We start from the raw sequence: 15,741 nt of genomic DNA, 5'->3' as shown, positions 1-15,741 counted from the left end.
GCGTTATAAGCAGCCTGATTATCAATTGGCGGGGTAATTAATCCTCCAGACCCTGGTCTTTACGGCGACGTTGTACGGCTTCAGCCATAGCTTTTTGCAATTTTTCCATTGCACGTGCCTCAATCTGGCGGATACGTTCGCGAGAGACATTATAGTGATGTGATAGATCTTCCAGCGTTGAGGTCTCTTCATTGAGGCGACGTTCTGTAATGATGTGACGCTCACGTGGGTTAAGGGTCTGCATTGCTTCAGTCAGCAAGGCTTTGCGACTGTCCAGCTCCTCTGTTTCAGCAAGTACGTCTTCCTGACTTTCATGTTCATCAACAAGCCAGTCCTGCCATTCCCCCTCACCTTCAAGCCGTAATGGAGCATTCAGGCTATGGTCGCCAGAAGAGAGGCGCTGATTCATGGAAACAACGTCCTGTTCTGGCACACCTAATGTCTCAGCAATTTTAGTAACCTGCTCTGGTTGAAGATCACCCTCCTCAAAAGCCTGCATCTGTCCTTTGAGACGACGGAGATTGAAGAAAAGCTTTTTCTGTGCAGCGGTTGTTCCCATTTTGACGAGGGACCAGCTATGAAGAATATATTCCTGCATGGCGGCACGGATCCACCACATGGCGTAAGTTGCCAGACGGAACCCTCGTTCTGGGTCAAAGCGTTTTACAGCCTGCATCATGCCGATATTGCCTTCGCTGATCAGCTCAGTGAGTGGCAAGCCGTATCCGCGATAACTCATTGCAATTTTTGCAACCAGCCTTAAATGAGATGTTACCAGGCGATGTGCCGCGTCCATGTCATTATGGTCTTTAAGCTTGCGGGAGAGGCTAAGCTCTTCGTCCGCAGTAAGCATAGGGAAACGACGAATTTCCTGTAAATAACGAGTCAGATTGCTTTCAGGCCCGATGGTTGGAATTGTTGCAGGAGAGTTCATAAATTTCGACTCCTTAAATCTGAATAAGCGTCCATGAAGGAAGCATTCTCAGATTAGAACGCTCATATAGGGACCGCCTGCCTCTAAGATATTTCCGCAATGTCTTTATGAGAGATTTCCGCGGAAATGAGGGCATCGGCCCCAATGATGCGTTAGATTGACTCTTCTTATAATAGGTTTTTCTAACAAAGTCAAATTTTAATTAAAGTTATACCGATTACAAAACATTAATCTGACAATTTGCTTAAAAGGTCTGAAAAATCAGCAGGGAGAGGAGATGCAAATTCCATTTCTTGAGCTGTTCGTGGATGCGAAAAGCCGAGACTGGCAGCGTGGAGGGCTTGTCTGGGAAAATCCAGACATTCCTGACGAAGTGCTTTATCTAGAGAGCGGGCAGCAGAAGGGATACGCCTTAGATAAACAGGGTCTCCCAATAGAGGGTGGCCGGCGTGAGAAAGATGGACTCGGATTTGATGGGTCCGGCCCGTTGCAAGGCGGCATTCGATCAGACTGACGGAGTCTTGCAGAACGGTAATTGTTCTGAAATGGGTTAAGGCATGTTTGCCACCATTCTGGACAACGGCCATTCTTTTACGGTCTTTTTTATCACGTCCGATCGCGCCATCAAATTGTCCTTCAGGCGGCATGATACCCCAGACAAGGGCGCGGTAGGAGCGTCTGATTGTCCGGTTTGCAAAAGCATCAGACAGGAACTGATGGGCCAGAGGAGTTTTGGCAACGACCATGACGCCAGACGTATCCTTGTCAAGACGATGGACGATGCCGGGGCGTTTCTCCCCCCCAATCCCTTCAAATTCCGGCCCACAATGACCAAGGAGGGCATTGACCAGTGTGCCGGTTTCATTTCCCGGAGCAGGATGAACGACCAGGCCAGCCGGTTTATCAAGGACAATCAGATCTCGATCCTCAAACAGGATCGTTAGTTCTATGGATTCAGCCTGTGGTCTGGCAGGTTCAGGAGGAGGGATTTCAAGCCTGATTGTCATTCCCTCTCTTGCTGTCAGAGAGGGATCTTTTTTAATGATGCCATTGCACCATAAATGTCCTTCTTCAATCAGGCTCTTGATCCGCGAGCGCGAAAGATTATGATTTTGCTCTGATAACAGACGGTCTATACGCTCTCCAGCCTGTTGGGAAGTGACTTTTATAGTAAAAGAATCGCCGTCATGAGGCGTTTGCGAAATAGAGGATGATTCAAAATTGGTAAACTCAGACATGCCAGAGACAGTAGCTGAAAGCCCGTCTTCAGGCGAGGCCCCTTCATCAGATTCTGTTCCCCCTCCTTCTTCTCCCAAATGGCTTTTGGGAGCGGTGATCATTATGGGGGTTATGATCATTATAGGCGTGGTCGCACTGCTCTGGGTGATTGTGCATAGAATACAGCATCATAAGGAAGAGCACAGCATAAATGCTCCTTCCGCAGTAACCCAGCTTGTTCCCAACAATGTGGGATCATCTGTTTCAACATCTTATCAAAACGTTCTGGCGCCTCCTGCGATCTTGAATATGATCTTGCGCAAAGGCGAGAAGCTTCAGTCTCTGACGGCGCGCAATGATGGCTCCATGGCCGTAACGCTCAGGACAGAGCAGGGAGCAGAACGTGTTGTAATATGGATTCCAGAACAAGCACGCATTAGTGCAGAGCTGGAGCTAAAGTCTGAATCCAACAAGTCTGAGCGATGAATGACCTAGAGGATTGGTGAAAGCACCAGTCCTTTTAGAAGGGCATCCATAAAGCCTGGAAAACGTTTATCAAGCTCTTCTTTTCTTAATGAATTAATATAATTCACTCCCTGTTTTCGGGTGCAGATAATGCCGCTCGCCCGCAAAACACGAAAATGGTGAGACATGCTTGATTTCGGCCTGTTACCGAGAAGCGTTGTGCAGTTAGCCTCTCCCATTTCATGGATTTGTTTCACAAGATCCAGCCTTACAGGATCAGCAAGAGCGCGCAGAATAGAAAGAATTGTAACTGTATCAATATCAGGATGCGTATAGGAATAGGGCATAATCGAACTGAAAGTTACCTTGACGTTGAAAATTAAGGTGCCTATTGTTCGAATTATACCGAACAATTAATTTTATGCATCCTATCATTTTTAACCGAGAAAGCCCATCTTTCTTCTTTGTGAATGGGCTAAAGGACGAGAAGGGGTCGTAAATATGCCGACTTTATTTGATCCTCTAACCATCGGGGCTATTACAACTTCAAACCGTGTTTTTATGGCACCCTTAACGCGGGGGCGGGCTGGGCGCGATAGCGTCCCGACATCTGTTATGGTGGAATATTACGCCCAGCGTGCGACGGCCGGACTAATTATTTCTGAAGGAACAGGGATTTCCCGTCAGGGATTAGGATGGATCAACGCACCAGGAATCTGGAATGATGCCCAGATTGAGGGATGGAAACCCATTACAAAGGCTGTTCATGAGAAAGGTGGTAAAATCGTCTGTCAGCTCTGGCATATGGGACGTCTGGTTCATTCATCCACGACTGGTGAGCAACCTGTGGCACCCTCTATCTCTACTGGACCAGGAATGATCCATACTTATGAGGGTAAAAAACCTTATGAAGAAGCCCGTGCTTTAAGACTAGATGAAATTCCTGCCATTGTGGCTGATTACGCTCAGGCTGCTGAAAACGCGATTAAAGCCGGGTTTGATGGGATTCAGATCCATGCGGCTAATGGCTATCTGATAGATGAATTCTTGCGTGATGGATGTAATCACAGGACTGACCAATATGGTGGCACACCGGAAAATCGTATGAGATTCCTTCGTGAGGTGACTCAAGCGATCATAGAGGCGATTGGCGCTGAGCGCGTAGGGGTAAGGCTTTCTCCTAATGGTCGGGTTATGGGTAATGTTGATAGCCATCCCGAGACAGTTTTTATTCCGACAGCAAAAATGTTGCAGGATCTGGGGATTGCCTGGCTTGAGCTGCGTGAATCAAGTACACATAGTACATTTGCTGGAGATGAATCTACAGATCAGCCCAAATTATCACCTGAGATTCGTAAGGTTTTTACGGACCCACTTGTGCTGAATCAGGATTATACGGAAGAAAGTGCCAAAGAGGCTGTTATTGCCGGACGTGCTGATGCCATCAGCTTTGGACGCTGGTTTATTTCCAATCCTGATCTGGTGCGCCGTCTGAAAGAGGACCTTCCCATCCTGAAAGATGATGTCCAGAGAGATGCCAGTAAGCTCTGGTATGGCGCAGAGCTTGGGGGAAGAGGATATACGGATTATCCTTTTTATGATCGATAGTTGCAGGACCCGTTATAATAACCCCGGCCTTGTTTATAGGGGCCTGGGTTTTTTTATATCCTGTCCATTTCTAATTAGAGTGGGCCGTCAGTCCGATCTCTGAGGAGCTATATGCCAACCCTTTTTGACCCTATTTCCTATGGTCCAGTTAAAGCCTCTAATCGTATTGTGATGGCTCCGTTGACACGGGCCAAAGCGACGAGAGAGGGCGTGCCGACTGCTCTTATGGTTCAATATTATGAGCAACGCGCTACGGCTGGACTGATTATTTCTGAAGCGGTAGGCGTTTCCCGTCAGGGCCTGGGGTGGATGAATGCCCCCGGTATATGGAATGAAGAGCAGCTTGAGGCCTGGAAACCAATCGTCAAGGCAGTGCATGATAAAGGGGGAAAGATTGTCTGCCAGCTCTGGCATATGGGTCGTATGGCTCATTCTGTAAATAGTGGTGAGCAGCCAGTCGCACCTTCTCCTTCAGCAGCACAAGGGTATATTCATACCTATGAAGGTAAAAAGTCCTATGAAGAGGCCCGTGCTTTAGGACTGGATGAAATTCCATCTATCATTGAAGCCTATGCCCGAGCGGCCCGAAATGCGCTGAAAGCTGGTTTTGATGGGGTGCAGATTCATTCAGCCAATGGCTATCTGCTTCATGAGTTTCTGAGTAATAGTACCAACCACCGTACAGATACTTATGGTGGTTCAGCTGAAAACCGTATGAAACTGCTTCATGAAGTGACCGAGGCGGTCTGTCACGCTATTGGGGCGGAGAGGGTTGGTGTCCGCCTGTCGCCTAATGGCGTAATTCAGGGGGCCGGTAATAGTCATCCTGCAGAGATCTATATTCCTGTGGTGAAAATGCTTCAAAATCTGGGGATTGCCTGGCTTGAATTGCGTGAGCTGACTGCTACAAGCGAGCCGGCAACAGATCAACCGCCCTTATCCCCGGAAATCCGCAAGATCTTTCATAATCCTCTTATTCTCAATCAGAGTTATGGTCATGATAATGCGGAGAAAGCGGTTGAAGCCGGTCTGGCAGATGCGATCAGCTTCGGACGCCCTCTCATCAGCAATCCAGACCTTGTTCGCCGCTTGAAAGAGAATTTGCCTTTTCAGCCTGTGGATTTTGAAAATCTCTATAATGGACCGCAGAATATTAAAGGATATCTTGATTATCCCCTTGCGCCGTAACTCACAGGCAAAGCAGGAATCTTGACAAGGAAGAATGAGGATATATAGTTCGAATATTATAGAACAATATCTATCACTTTCAGGGAGATGTTTTATGCCGACTTTATTTGACCCTATTCAGCTGGGGGCCATTCATGCTGCCAACCGTGTTTTTATGGCCCCATTGACACGGGCCAAGGCTACAAAGGCCTGTGTGCCTACGCCCATGATGGTGGAATATTATACCCAGCGCGCAACTGCCGGACTGATTATTTCCGAAGCGGTGGGAATTTCCCGCCAGGGGCTGGGCTGGATTAATGCTCCTGGTATCTGGAATGACGAACAGATTGAGGCCTGGAAACCAATCGTCAAGGCTGTGCATGATAAAGGCAGTAAGATTGTCTGCCAGCTCTGGCATATGGGCCGTATGGTTCATTCTTCTGTGACAGGTGAGCAACCAGTCGCGCCATCACCTTCAACGGCTCCGCGTTATATTCACACCTATGAAGGGAAACAGCCATATGAAGAGGCTCGCGCCCTGAGGTTGGACGAAATTCCTGGAATCATTGAAGATTATGCAAAAGCGGCAAAGAACGCGATCAGGGCTGGGTTTGACGGTGTCCAGATTCACGCTGCTAATGGTTATCTGATTCACGAGTTTCTGAGTGATGGTACAAATTACCGGACTGATGAATATGGTGGGTCGCCTGAAAACCGTATCCGTCTGCTGCGTGAAGTGACAGAAGCTGTCATCAAGGCTGTTGGTGCTGATAAAGTGGGTGTCCGTCTCTCCCCTAATGGGGAAGTGCAGGGGACGAAAGACAGTAACCCCGAGGCTGTTTATATCCCGGCTGTAAAAATGTTGCAGGAACTTGGTCTCGCCTGGCTGGAGCTGCGTGAATCGCGTCCTGTGAGTGACTTCACTTTTGCTGAAACAACAGATCAGCCAAAACTCTCACCTCAAATCCGCAAGATCTTCAAAAATCCTCTCGTGCTGAATCAGGATTACACCCCGGAAGAGGCGGAAGAAGCCGTTGAAACAGGACGTGCTGATGCCATCAGTTTCGGGCGTAAATACATCGCCAATCCTGACCTTGTGCGCCGCCTAAAAGAAAAACTGCCTCTTCAGAAAGACGTCATGGAAACATGGTATGGCGCTGAGCTTGGAGCAAAAGGCTATACGGATTATCCCTTTGCGCCCTGATAATCAGGAGTAAATTTTTACAAACAGCCCCAGGTTCTGCAAAGACTGGGGCTGTTTTATTTTTTAGCGAAGAGTGAAGAAACCTTAATTGGCATCAAAACTGCTCTCATTGATCCTGATCAACTGTAATCAAAGCGCCGTAAATATAGCTTTAAGACAAGTCTTATATCTGTAGGTGTTTGTATTTTCCTACAATAAGGGGATTTTAGTATATGTCTGTCATTCCTATTGAAGTTGAAATTAATGGGCCGGTCCAGGCGGTGTTTGATATTATTACTCAAGCACGTTTCTGGCCAGAGTGGCATGTGCTTACAAGAGCGGTTACAGGTACTACGCAGCGGCCTTTTCGCCCCGGAGATAAATTCACGGAATTTATTCGCACCCCTGAGGGTACTCAGGAGCTTACCTGGCATGTTGTTGATTTCGAGGAAGGAAAGCGTGTTACGATCGGTCAGGAAGGGAATCCCAACACGATTAGTTATAAATTTTCAGCCACGCCAAACGGTACCTTGTTTAGCAGAACAGTTGACACCCCCAAGGATTCAAAGACGGAGGCAGCAGTTGCATGCAAGGAGGCCGTTACACATGATACCGAGATGCAATCCATTAATGCACTCAAGGCGTTGGTTGAACGCATTCTTGCTAATGAACAAAAAGGCCCTTATTACACGCCGCGTTCATAGGGAAAGTTTGTAAAATATAATTGTGAAAGGTTTTACGGGCCTTTCAGCCAGCACTGCATCATAAAATTCCATGTGGCAGTGCTAGTTTTCTCCAGCTGTGCTGTAATTTATGCCGTTTATAGTGGTCGCGTCAGCTCATAAAGAGCAACAGCGGAGGCGTTGGAGACGTTCAGGCTTTCCATGGTGCCAGGCATGTGGATGGAGGCGATTTCATCGCATGTTTCGCGGGTGAGGCGTCTCAGGCCTGTTCCTTCTGCCCCCAGAACAAGGGCTACGCGGCGGTCTCCCAAAGTGTCACGGTGCAAGGGGGTTCCGCCTGCATCCAGGCCAATGACCCACAGTCCTGCATTCTGTAACTGTGCCAGTGCGCGCGCGAGATTTGTTTCCCTAAGAAGAGGAACAATGTCCAGCCCGCCAGAAGCAGCTTTGGCCATTGTGCCGGTTTCTGGGGGGGTATTGCGGTCCTGCACTAGAACGCCTGCCGCGCCGAAAGCAGCGGCAGAACGCAAAATAGCCCCGATATTGCGGGGGTCTGTGACCTGATCGAGCACAAGAATGGGTCCGTCACGCTCAAGGGCTTCTTCAATGGTCAGTGGTTCAAGGGGAGAGACATGGAGGCAGACACCCTGATGCACCGCATCACGTCCGCAAAGCGTATCAAGCTGTTCACGCGTGACAATGCGTGGCTGTAAGGAAGCAGATTCTGGCAGATGTGCGGCAGTTTCACGTGTTGCCAATAATTCATGGGCTTTCCGGTGTGGATTTTCGAGTGCAGCTGTCACGGTGTGAAGACCGTAAATCCAGTAATCACCTTTTGCCATAGCGCTTGAGCGCTGGCGTGTCTGGGAATGTTTATCTCCTCGGCGTGAAAGATCAGGCACAGAGGAAAGGGAGCGGGGGGGACGGGATGAAATTTTTCTAGCCATAAACCTCTCTATAATAGGCTTATCTTTATTGACATAGAGCGAAATGACATTTATTAAACGCCCATCCTTCGTGGAGGGGTGCCCGAGTGGCTAAAGGGGGCGGACTGTAAATCCGCTGGCGTACGCCTACGTTGGTTCGAATCCAACCCCCTCCACCATTTTCATGAAAAATATAGAGATTGAGTAGCAGACATTACTAGAATGTCTCGTCTTCATATCCAATGTTTCTGACAGCACCATGTTATGGTGGTTTTATCCTGAATATGAAAAACGCCTCCTTAGATTCTATCTAAGAAGGCGTAACTATTTTGCTTGTCAGTCGTTCTTATTTCTTTTGATAGGGTTTGAAGCCATAGCTTTCGAAAATGGCTAGCCCTTCAGGTGAGCGGATAAAGTCGAGCCACCGCTTGGCTGCTTCAGGGTGTGGAGCGTCTTTTACAAGAGCGCCTGCGTAAATGGCTGTTGCATTCTGGTTCTCTGGGATTGCAACAGATTTAATAGGATGCCCAGCTTTTTCCTGGAACATTGCTTCAGACTGCCAGGTCACGCCTGCCTGAACCTTGCCCTGCATGAGCCATAAAGGAGTCTGGCGGTGATGGATACGGGTCAAGATCGTTGAACCCTGTGCGACTTTTGTTTCATAAACCTTCTGGGCAAGTTCTTCACCACCTGCTTTTGTCAGGGCAGATTTGATCTGACGGGCGATTCCTTCATAGGCAGGGTCAGGCATGGCCAGTGTAATATCCGTACGGCCCAGGTCAGTCAGCCCTTTAATCTTGGCTGGGTTATTGGCTGGGACCATAATTGTCAGATTATTCGTGACATAAGGCACTGCGGGACCGACCAGAAGTCCAGCCTCAACCTGTTTTGAAACAGCTTTCATGCCGGCAAGGTAAAGGTCAGGTTTGACAGTCCAGGTCATATTTCCGACTGTAATTGTACCGCCTGCCTTGATCTGCTCAACTAAACGGCCTGGAGGAATTGTTTCCCAGTAAATATGGCCCGTATATTCAGGGTAGCGTTTCTCAAAGGCAGCGACCAGGGGCGCCATGGCAAAATAATAATTCCCCCCAACAAAGAGTGAGAGAGAAGGTTTTGCAGGGTTCCCGTGAAAGTCAGCCAGATTATCAGCATCTGATATTGTGAAGTTCAGTCCACGGTCAGAAACGTCATTATTAGAGCCATTCTGCCAGGGTGGAAAAAAGTCTTTCTGGGAGGTTGTGGTGGAAGGCGCCGTTTCAGCCTGGGCGGAAAGTCCGCCCAGTGACGTGGAAACCATGACCAGTGCTGCCAGAAGTGGTTTGAAATAATTCATTCTGAAGATTCCTTTATGAGGCTTCATTCTTAAAATGGCATGAAGCCATAACCCTGCTGTTCAAGGATGCTCACTGTAAGAAGTGATGAGTAGGACAGGGTCACGTCTTTGCTGATCTGGCTGTAATCAAAATGATTTTCGGGCATGGCCTGACCACAGACAGTGACGTCAACTCCTGCCTTACGTAATGCAGAGATCAGGGGAAGGTTGGGGTTATCAACTTTATAAAGGGCACGATAAGCATCGTTTTTCAGAACAAGAGATGTTGCCTTGGCTGAAATGACAGCGACAATTTTCAGGTGATTTAGCGGAACTCCCGCGGCTGTATAGAGATTGACCATACGTGCAACATGATCAAGTCCGTTATTGACCTTGCCTGGGTCTTTTCCACCATGAGTCAGCATGAAAATGATTTTGTAAGTCTTGCTTGGATCTGGTCTGTAAGCTGTCTGGTTTAGTACGTGGATCTTGCCGTAATTATGAATCGTAGGGGTCGTCCAGAAACCGGGCTGCTCCTCGGATGAGGCAGTGTTTTTTGGGGCGGTTTCATCAGCCCATGCTGTGCTTAAGGAGGTTTGGTAAAAAAGCCCCGTTGCAGCAAGGAGCATGGCAGATAAGGTCGTAAAGCGTTTCATAAGTAATTTCCTGTTTGAATAAATAAAGGTCAGGTTTTATTTTCCGAAATTTGCACTAAAGGATTTTCCATCCACATCAGTTAGGCTGACGGCAACAGCTTTCGAGCAGTCCTGACCTTCTGGACAAGGAAGCGTAATGGTTGCTTTTGCACCCATAGGCGCTCTGATCCCAAAGGGACCGGGGCCAAATTTGTTGTAATTATAGTCATTGACAAAAGCGGATGGTGGCAGGGCGGAAAGAGCGCTTTCGTCCCACTGTAAAATGGGTTTTTTCTGCTCATCAAGCAAAGTGGCACGGACAACATGTACTCGTGCCTCAGGCGTGCCAGCGTCAAGGTAGACATGGAAACGCACATTTCCCTGTTCGTCAACTATAGCATGATCCAGAGTGAGATGATGCACACTTGGACTGACAGGGCCACCATGGAATGGTGTGATAACCGAACCGCGATAATGGCTATAAGTCGTCACATCAAATAAGGCGACAAACGCAAAAACCCAGAGACCAATCTTTTTCAGGGTTTTTGGAGGGAACATATCCAGTGGGAGAGCTCCACTTGCTAGCCTAAACCATGATTTCTGCGCCAAAGCAGGTTTGCGTGTCAGAAGGTAATTATCGATCGAATAAGCTTTTCCGCCTGCCAGCAATATGGTCGCACCCATTGCCAGGTTGCAGGCGGCCATGGTCCATTCATCAATACATGTTGCACCCTGCCACCCAAAAAGAAGCATCAGGAAGACGGCGAACCCCATGGAAATGAGGGCAGAAAGTCTGGTTAAGAAACCAACCATCAAAGCCAGACCGACGAAAAGCTCCGCGGCACTGAATAAAATGGTTGATATATAAAGGAGCCAGAAATGTTGCAGTACAAAGCTGACCAGATGTTCCGTCCCTAAAAGGGCACCGGGCATGGCTGTCTGAAATTTATTGGCCATCCATGGATGATGGGCAGGATTCAGTTTATAGGGAGCATAGATAAAGCGGCGTGAGCCACCTCCCCAGTAAATAAACCCCTGAATGAAACGTACGGAAAGAAGCCCCAGGCCGAAATAGAGCCACGAGGCTTTTTCATTTGTTTTTGGAATTTCTTGGGTATTCATCATGTTTTCTTCAGAATTCACGAATGTTCTCCGGAGACTATTACGTCTTTTTCTTTAATAAGAAAGAAAATATTTCACATCCGAGATCATTGTTGATTTTAAATAATAAATCCAATATATTATATTCATATTTTCAATAAAATAAATTAATCATTGAAATGACTTTAGAACAGTTACGTATTTTCGTTGCAGTGGCTGAAACGCTCAATATGCGCCAGGCATCCGAGAAATTATATCTGACTCAGCCAGCGGTAAGTGCCGCGATCGCTGCGCTGGAAAATAGATATGATACAAAACTATTTGATCGTATCGGTCGCAGACTGGAACTTAACGTAGCTGGCCGACTCTTTTTACCTGAGGCACAAGCTATTTTGGTGAAGGCAAAAGAAGCAGCTCACCTATTCGATGAACTGTCCGGTTTAGTGCGTGGTTCCTTGTCCATTGCAGCAAGTCAGACCGTGGCAACTTGCTATCTTCCCCGCTATATGGCGCGTTTTGCCTCAGAGCATCCCGGTCTTAATCTCAAATTGATGGCAGGTAATACAACCCAGGCTATTGAGCATGTTCTTGCAGGTGAAGCGGATATGGGTGTCATTGAGGGGGACGTACAAGAGGATTTACTGGATGTACAGGTGATAAAGGGCGACAGTTTTGGTTTTTATGTAGCTCCCACGCATTTCCTCTCCGGGCGTGTGCCAGATCGTAAGGATCTTTTGGAGGCAAAATGGGTTTTGCGGGAAGAAGGTTCCGGAACTAGGAATTTTGTTGCTAATGCCTTAAAGGCGCAATTTGATCTTGAGCTTTCTGATTTGACGATCAGATTAGGACTACCCTCCAATGATTCTGTCCTTGAAGCTGTCGAAGAAGGTGAGCTCATGACTGCTGAAACAGATCGTTCTGCTATATTCCGTCTTCAGGCTGGTGTTATTCACCGTCTTGATTATGAGCTAGGGAACCGAAATTACTATATCATCCGTCATAAGGACCGGCGAGTCAGCCAGGCTGTTAGCAGGTTTTATGAATTGCTTTAGGGAGGCTGAAACAGCTTGCTCTAAAAAATAAAAATCTGAATGAAAGATTTTACTATGTCAGAAGAACTGTAATGTGAAACCTGATTACAGTGAATAGTCTGATTTTGAAAAACTTCGCTTGAAAGTTGGGGTTATCAAGGCGGTTGAGCCTAATCCAAAGGCGAGAAAACCGGCTTATATTATTAAAGTGGATTTGGGCCTTTAGGGGTTAAAACATCCAGCGCGCAATTGATGGGTCATTACGCGGTGGAGGCATTGATAGGCAAACGGGTTCTGTGTGTCTGTAATTTTGAACCGAAACATATTGCTGGTGTTAAATCTGAAATATTAATTACTGGTGTCTGCAATGAAGAAGGGAAGGTTGTTCTTGCCAGTTTTGACTTTCCTGTCCCTGCTGGGGCGGATCTGATGTAAAAAACAGAAGAGATCATGAAGATTATCATGATCTCTTCATCGTCATAGAGAAAAAATCAGGCTTTCTGTGCTTGCTCAAGTGCTTGGTCCAGATCGGCGATAATATCATCAGGATGTTCCAGCCCAACGGATAGTCGGACATAGCCTGGTGTCACGCCGCTGGCTAGCTCTTTTTGGTCGCAAATAATAAAGTAACCCGTTGAAACAGAATGATAATTTCAGACGAAATCATTCTTCACATGGGGACTTCGGGTTTCTGCGCGGGCAAACCCGTGGGGTAGTCAAGATACTGGCGCAGAGTTTAATTCAGTGGGCTGCTTATAAGTGTTTGGTTGTTGAATAGCGTCAATAGTCTCTGTTATGTAATACGGATTGTATTACGGAGATGTGTCATGGAAACAGTTATTGTGCGGAAACAGGGAAATTCTATCGGAATTACCTTTCCTGCTGAAACGCGTATTCGGCTGGGTCTGGAAGTAGGGCAGGAACTCACGCTCGTTGAGATGGCCGATGGCATCAAGCTGGTGAAGCGTAATTTGAAGCTGGAACGTCAGATGCAAATGGCGCGTGAGACGCTTAGAGAGCAGGCTGATGTGCTTCAGGAACTGGCTAAGCGGTAATGACGGAGAAACCAGATTTTCTTGAACTTGATGTGGTGCTGTTTATGCATGACCAAGCACTCAGGGAATATGGCGGAACACAAGGCGTCAAAAGCGAAGACTTGTTGCATAGCGCGTTAGCCCGGCCAGAAAACCGCTGGCATTATGCGGAGAGTGAAGCGCCAGATATAGCTACTCTGGCGGCTGCCTATGCTTACGGTATTGCTCGTAACCACCCTTTTAATGATGCAAACAAACGGACAGCCTGGAGTTGTTGTACGCTGTTTCTGAGAGTGAATGGGGTAAATATTCAAGTCCATGCACCAGAGGCGGTCGAAGTTATGGTGACACTTGCTTCAGGTGATATGGAGGAGGACGCATTTGCCGTTTGGTTACGACAGCAGTTCATTTGTCATTAAAGTTTTCTCAGCACGTTGGGGCGCAATATTTAAGATAGCCAGCCGTGCAAACCAGCGGACACGTTGCGCCGCAATGGTTTGCAAACTGGTCAGGGTGAGAGCAATGCTCTCCCCCGTGAACCCCCTCTTTATGTCAGAAATTGGGGAAAGTGGGATGTCGGTTATCGGGAAGTGATAACCGAAAGCAGTCATTCTTAGCGCTCATGTTCATGACACCTACCGACCAAAATGCGCCATTCCGATGATGCTGCGCAAATGCCGTCTCTCACCGGAACCCGTCAGTCGCTAATTAAATACTGTTTTGCTCCTTATTGTAGCATCAGTTTGAGATTCAACCACATTTTGCTTCGGCACGGACTGCAAAGTCAGTGACGACGTCTATTATGTCCAGAAGGCGGACATAGACATAATCCAAGAACAACCGCATTTCGGTGAGTTCAAGATTCTTGGAAGCCGTATAAAAGCTCGTTGGAGTGGCATGAAGGAGGCGCGAGCTATACTGGTATATGTACCGATATTCCGATTCCATACCTACCGTCTTCGCGGAATTGAACCATTTCCACTTCGATACGCCACCAGCCTCGTCAATAAGTGATTGACTATATCGATTGACAAAGTCTGACCATGCTTGACGCCAAGTTTCGAGGTCCTCCTCAGCGGCTACTACTGCCTTCGCCCTGATCAAATAAGCTTGGTATCCATAGCCGTTGTCCTTGGCGTCATCGGCGTAGGCAGTAAAATGCTGTCGGGCTTCGTTATCAATCACTTCTTTCCGAGCGTTTTTAGCTTCGCTGACAATTTCAGCCGTCAAGTTCTCGCCATGCTCTTCTTGTAGCGCCATTATGCTCGGTACCGAATTGTCACGCTTCTGGAGGTCGTCGAAGAACTCAGCTTCGGCTTTTAGATGGTCGATGTGCTGTGAGGTGTGATTTTCCCCGTCCTTCAGCACAAGACCAAGAAAATGAAGAGATTTTAGGGGCGTTGCCTGGATGGTCCTGAGCCATACGAGCAATTCGAAGACGTACCTAGTCAGAGAAACGAGACCGAGCGTTTCCAAGAAAACGACGTTGTTCTCCACTAGGATCTGACAGCGGTCAAGGGCTTCGGCCCCAATTTCGCAGGGCAATAGCGTCTCCGCTCACTCCCGTCCTTCTAGGCCTGCGATCTGTGGTGCGGTCATGACCGTTCTGACCCGTTGTGTTAGCTCCGCGATGGTCGGGGCGAGATTTCGAATCTCAGCGACGATCGTTCTTATTCTGTTTTTAGCGTTATCCATCATTCCTCCTAATTCCTGACCAGAACACTATGGAGACTAAGGTAATCTATGTTCTATGCGAGGAACGAAAAAAGAATAAATTTTTGGAACTGAAAATTGAGAAGACTTTGGGGGAACATGTCTCAGTATGAATTAAAGATTTTAGACATGCTCTCCTTACGCCTTCTATGTCAGATGTCTGAGCCACATGTGGATGCTTCGGAAAGTAAACATCAATCCGTACGGCGTGCAGATCATAAGCTGTATTTCTACGTAACTTGGATCGCGCGTATGAGGCTGCCGATATCTTTCTGGCTCTAGGCCGTCCTATCGGGCAGGCCACACAGGAAATTTCAGCCCTATCTGGTTCGAGCTCATGATGGCTATTAGCATTTGCCGTACTACTGTGCCGAGCGGTCAGGTCAAGGCCCGTGACGGCTGAGAGCACTAGCAGATCGCCTATAATCCTACCCGAGGCTATCAAAGATCTTGCCATGCACTTGCTTGAGCCAGCAGGCAGTCGTCTAAAGTGGGTATCGCTGGCATATCTATTGAGAATATATACAAGAAAAGTTTAATTTTAATCACTCTATTCTTATTGTGTATATTGGTTGTTGATTAACTCTTCAAAAAACCTAAGTATAGATCTAGGAGTCTGGGGGAAACTCGATTGCCTTCGCAGTAAAAATAATGTTTCACCATGTAATATATCATAGTGCTTCGCGTTGTCTTTTTAGGTTGTACTCGTCAGTATTCAAATAAATAAT

The 15,741-nt window shown here is 47.4% G+C and carries 18 protein-coding genes, 1 tRNA gene and 1 pseudogene; 10 read left to right on the top strand and 10 right to left on the bottom strand.

The window, feature by feature from the left end; all coding sequences use genetic code 11:
* Positions 1–37: 37 nt before the first annotated feature.
* Both rpoH and AC3B6P_RS00525 read right to left on the bottom strand, forming a co-directional pair.
* Positions 38–934, bottom strand: a complete 897-nt coding sequence (gene rpoH, locus AC3B6P_RS00530; protein WP_489804214.1) for an RNA polymerase sigma factor RpoH — start codon at positions 932–934, stop codon at positions 38–40.
* 227 nt (positions 935–1,161) lie between these two features.
* Positions 1,162–2,172, bottom strand: a complete 1,011-nt coding sequence (locus AC3B6P_RS00525; RefSeq protein WP_489804213.1) for an RluA family pseudouridine synthase — start codon at positions 2,170–2,172, stop codon at positions 1,162–1,164.
* On the opposite strand from AC3B6P_RS00525, the gene AC3B6P_RS00520 reads away from it, so the two are divergent.
* The gene (locus tag AC3B6P_RS00520; protein ID WP_489804212.1) at positions 2,171–2,638 is read left to right on the top strand and encodes a hypothetical protein; all 468 of its coding nucleotides are present in this window, start codon (positions 2,171–2,173) and stop codon (positions 2,636–2,638) included. The two genes, AC3B6P_RS00525 and AC3B6P_RS00520, sit on opposite strands and share 2 nt — an antisense overlap.
* A gap of 5 nt (positions 2,639–2,643) precedes the next feature.
* On the opposite strand, the gene AC3B6P_RS00515 is transcribed toward AC3B6P_RS00520, so the two are convergent.
* Positions 2,644–3,030 (bottom strand): ArsR/SmtB family transcription factor, encoded by a 387-nt coding sequence (locus tag AC3B6P_RS00515; protein WP_489804211.1) that lies wholly within the window; start codon positions 3,028–3,030, stop codon positions 2,644–2,646.
* 88 nt (positions 3,031–3,118) lie between these two features.
* Between AC3B6P_RS00515 and AC3B6P_RS00510 the strand changes: the two genes are divergently transcribed.
* From AC3B6P_RS00510 to AC3B6P_RS00495, 4 genes are all read left to right on the top strand, one after another.
* Positions 3,119–4,225 (top strand): alkene reductase, encoded by a 1,107-nt coding sequence (locus AC3B6P_RS00510; protein WP_489804210.1) that lies wholly within the window; start codon positions 3,119–3,121, stop codon positions 4,223–4,225.
* Between the two features lie 111 nt (positions 4,226–4,336).
* Positions 4,337–5,413, top strand: coding sequence for an alkene reductase (locus AC3B6P_RS00505; RefSeq protein WP_489804209.1), 1,077 nt, complete (start codon positions 4,337–4,339; stop codon positions 5,411–5,413).
* A 94-nt stretch (positions 5,414–5,507) separates the two neighbouring features.
* The gene (locus AC3B6P_RS00500; protein WP_489804208.1) at positions 5,508–6,596 is read left to right on the top strand and encodes an alkene reductase; all 1,089 of its coding nucleotides are present in this window, start codon (positions 5,508–5,510) and stop codon (positions 6,594–6,596) included.
* A gap of 212 nt (positions 6,597–6,808) precedes the next feature.
* Positions 6,809–7,279: an SRPBCC family protein gene (locus tag AC3B6P_RS00495; protein WP_489804207.1), complete on the top strand. Its 471-nt coding sequence runs from the start codon at positions 6,809–6,811 to the stop codon at positions 7,277–7,279.
* 116 nt (positions 7,280–7,395) lie between these two features.
* Here the strand turns inward: AC3B6P_RS00495 and rlmB are convergent, their stop codons facing one another.
* Entirely contained in the window at positions 7,396–8,205 is an 810-nt protein-coding gene (gene rlmB, locus AC3B6P_RS00490) for a 23S rRNA (guanosine(2251)-2'-O)-methyltransferase RlmB (protein WP_489804206.1), read from the bottom strand.
* A gap of 72 nt (positions 8,206–8,277) precedes the next feature.
* On the opposite strand from rlmB, the gene AC3B6P_RS00485 reads away from it, so the two are divergent.
* Positions 8,278–8,363, top strand: a tRNA-Tyr gene (locus tag AC3B6P_RS00485).
* Positions 8,364–8,530: 167 nt separating this feature from the next.
* On the opposite strand, the gene AC3B6P_RS00480 is transcribed toward AC3B6P_RS00485, so the two are convergent.
* Genes AC3B6P_RS00480 through AC3B6P_RS00470 form a run of 3 tightly spaced genes read right to left on the bottom strand, consistent with a single transcriptional unit; the run spans position 8,531 to position 11,277 of the window.
* On the bottom strand, positions 8,531–9,520 hold the full coding sequence (locus tag AC3B6P_RS00480) for a substrate-binding domain-containing protein (protein ID WP_489804205.1): 990 nt from the start codon (positions 9,518–9,520) through the stop codon (positions 8,531–8,533).
* Positions 9,521–9,549: 29 nt separating this feature from the next.
* On the bottom strand, positions 9,550–10,155 hold the full coding sequence (locus tag AC3B6P_RS00475; protein WP_489804204.1) for a DsrE family protein: 606 nt from the start codon (positions 10,153–10,155) through the stop codon (positions 9,550–9,552).
* A gap of 36 nt (positions 10,156–10,191) precedes the next feature.
* Entirely contained in the window at positions 10,192–11,277 is a 1,086-nt protein-coding gene (locus AC3B6P_RS00470) for a TQO small subunit DoxD (protein ID WP_489804203.1), read from the bottom strand.
* A 137-nt stretch (positions 11,278–11,414) separates the two neighbouring features.
* Here AC3B6P_RS00470 and AC3B6P_RS00465 point away from each other — a divergent pair, with 137 nt between their 5' ends.
* Both AC3B6P_RS00465 and AC3B6P_RS00460 read left to right on the top strand, forming a co-directional pair.
* Positions 11,415–12,287: a LysR family transcriptional regulator gene (locus AC3B6P_RS00465; protein ID WP_489804202.1), complete on the top strand. Its 873-nt coding sequence runs from the start codon at positions 11,415–11,417 to the stop codon at positions 12,285–12,287.
* 231 nt (positions 12,288–12,518) lie between these two features.
* A complete protein-coding gene (locus tag AC3B6P_RS00460) occupies positions 12,519–12,701 on the top strand; it encodes a hypothetical protein (protein WP_489804201.1) in 183 nt (60 codons plus the stop codon).
* A 56-nt stretch (positions 12,702–12,757) separates the two neighbouring features.
* Here the strand turns inward: AC3B6P_RS00460 and AC3B6P_RS00455 are convergent.
* Positions 12,758–12,892, bottom strand: a pseudogene (locus AC3B6P_RS00455) (PLP-dependent transferase); the annotation flags it as partial.
* Between the two features lie 201 nt (positions 12,893–13,093).
* Here AC3B6P_RS00455 and AC3B6P_RS00450 point away from each other — a divergent pair.
* Together AC3B6P_RS00450 and AC3B6P_RS00445 are read left to right on the top strand one after the other, a co-directional pair.
* Positions 13,094–13,321: an AbrB/MazE/SpoVT family DNA-binding domain-containing protein gene (locus AC3B6P_RS00450; protein WP_489804200.1), complete on the top strand. Its 228-nt coding sequence runs from the start codon at positions 13,094–13,096 to the stop codon at positions 13,319–13,321.
* On the top strand, positions 13,321–13,719 hold the full coding sequence (locus AC3B6P_RS00445; protein WP_489804199.1) for a type II toxin-antitoxin system death-on-curing family toxin: 399 nt from the start codon (positions 13,321–13,323) through the stop codon (positions 13,717–13,719). Before AC3B6P_RS00450 ends, AC3B6P_RS00445 begins: the two co-directional genes overlap by 1 nt.
* Here the strand turns inward: AC3B6P_RS00445 and AC3B6P_RS00440 are convergent.
* Both AC3B6P_RS00440 and AC3B6P_RS00435 read right to left on the bottom strand, forming a co-directional pair.
* Positions 13,693–13,911 carry a hypothetical protein gene (locus AC3B6P_RS00440; protein WP_489804198.1) on the bottom strand — a complete coding sequence of 73 codons (219 nt, stop codon included), beginning with the start codon at positions 13,909–13,911 and terminating at the stop codon, positions 13,693–13,695. The genes AC3B6P_RS00445 and AC3B6P_RS00440 overlap by 27 nt on opposite strands.
* Before the next feature lie 139 nt (positions 13,912–14,050).
* On the bottom strand, positions 14,051–14,845 hold the full coding sequence (locus AC3B6P_RS00435) for a hypothetical protein (RefSeq protein WP_489804197.1): 795 nt from the start codon (positions 14,843–14,845) through the stop codon (positions 14,051–14,053).
* Between the last annotated feature and the right edge of the window lie 896 nt (positions 14,846–15,741).

The sequence above is a fragment of the Aristophania sp. ESL1142 genome, assembly GCF_058107345.1.
The sequence above is the reverse complement of the archived record's forward strand: the minus strand, read 5'-3'. Positions and strand labels throughout refer to the sequence as shown.